The sequence below is a fragment of the Rhizobacter sp. Root1238 genome (genome assembly GCF_001425825.1).
Taxonomy (GTDB): domain Bacteria; phylum Pseudomonadota; class Gammaproteobacteria; order Burkholderiales; family Burkholderiaceae_C; genus Rhizobacter.
Genome location: NZ_LMDM01000044.1, coordinates 1 through 1,678 on the forward strand (window position 1 = coordinate 1; position 1,678 = coordinate 1,678).

At 67.3% G+C, this 1,678-nt stretch carries 1 protein-coding gene; it reads left to right on the plus strand.

Annotated elements, in window-relative coordinates:
* Positions 1-145 precede the first annotated feature (145 nt).
* A partial coding sequence (gene malE / locus ASC98_RS23055) for a maltose/maltodextrin ABC transporter substrate-binding protein MalE (protein WP_235581362.1) occupies positions 146-1,134 on the plus strand: 989 nt, incomplete at its 3' end.
* Between the last annotated feature and the right edge of the window lie 544 nt (positions 1,135-1,678).

The following is a 1,678-nucleotide window of genomic DNA, read 5'->3' on the forward strand; positions in this document are numbered from 1 at the left end:
CGATGACGATCCGCACCGCGCCGGAGAACCCGCTGCACACCGGCGACACCGCGTACCTGAGTTTCCCGCCGCAGCGCGGCTTCCTGTTCGACGAGCAGGGGCGCACGCTCTTCCCTTCCCCACAACAAGCACCCGGAGACAYGACATGAACACCAAGCGACATCACCTGAAGCTGCTGGCYGGCGCCGCGGTCCTGGCCCTGGCTGGCACCGCCCTGCCTGTGACCGTTCACGCCGCCGAGCCCGGCAAGCTGCTGATCTGGATCAAYGGCGACAAGGGCTACAACGGGCTGGCCAAGGTCGGCGAGGAGTTCACCGCCAAGACCGGCGTGCAGGTGGTGGTCGAGCACCCGGAAGACGCGCCCAACAAGTTCCAGCAGGCGGCCGCCGCCGGCAAGGGCCCCGACATCTGGATCTGGCCGCACGACCGCATCGGCGAGTGGATCGCCGGCGGSCTGCTGCAGCCGGTSACSCCGAGCAAGAAGGTGCTGGCCGACCTGGACCCGCTGGCCGTCAAGGCCTTCGCGGTGGGCGGCAAGCAATGGGGCTACCCGATGTCGATCGAAGCGGTCTCGCTGGTCTACAACAAGGCGCTGGTGCCGACCCCGCCGAAGACCTTCGACGAGGTGGCTTCCGGCAAGAAGGCGATCCTCTGGGACTACAACAACACCTACTTCACGTGGCCGCTGCTGGCCGCGGGTGGCGGGTATCCGTTCAAGCTGAAGGCCGACGGCAACTTCGACCCCGCCGACACCGGCGTCAACAACGCCGGCGCGCTGAAGGGCGCGGAGCTGTTGAACAAGCTCGTGAAGGACGGCGTGATGACCAAGGGCGCCGGCTACGCCGAGATGGAAGCGGGCATGGCGCAGGGCAAGGTCGCGATGATGATCAACGGCCCGTGGTCGTGGGACAACCTGAAGAAGGCGAACATCGACTTCGGCGTCGCGAAGATCCCGAGCGTCAACGGCAAGAAGGCCGCACCGTTCGTCGGCGTGCTCGGCGCGATGATCTCGAAGGCCTCGCCGAACCGCGACGTCGCGGTGGAGTTCATCGAGAACTTCATGCTGGCGCCGAAGGGCCTGAAGACGATCAACGACGACGTGCCGCTGGGCACGCCGGCGAGCAAGGCGCTGTTNGCAAGAAGGCCGCACCGTTCGTCGGCGTGCTGGGCGCGATGATCTCGAAGGACTCGCCGAACCGCGACGTCGCGGTGGAGTTCATCGAGAACTTCATGCTGGCGCCGAAGGGCCTGAAGACGATCAACGACGACGTGCCGCTGGGCACGCCGGCGAGCAAGGCGCTGTTTGCCGAGCTGAAGGCCAACCCGAACATCCAGGCGACGATGGCCAGCGCACAGGACGGCGCGCCGATGCCGAACAACCCGGAGATGGGGCGCTTCTGGTCGTCGATGGAGTCGGCGCTGAAGAACATGACCGAAGGCCGCCAGCAGCCGAAGGAAGCGCTGGACGCCGCGGCCAAGCGGATCACGGCCAAGTAAGGCCAGCGGGCACGACAAGGCGATGAACTTCCGGCTGCGCCCCGGCCCGGCCCTGCTGGCGCTCGTGCTGGTGGGGGCGTTGTACGTGGTCGCGATGGTCTACGCGGCCGGGCAGACGCTGCTGGCCGCGACGATGCTCGCGATCACCGCGCTCGCGCTGTGGGTCTACAGCGCGGCGAAG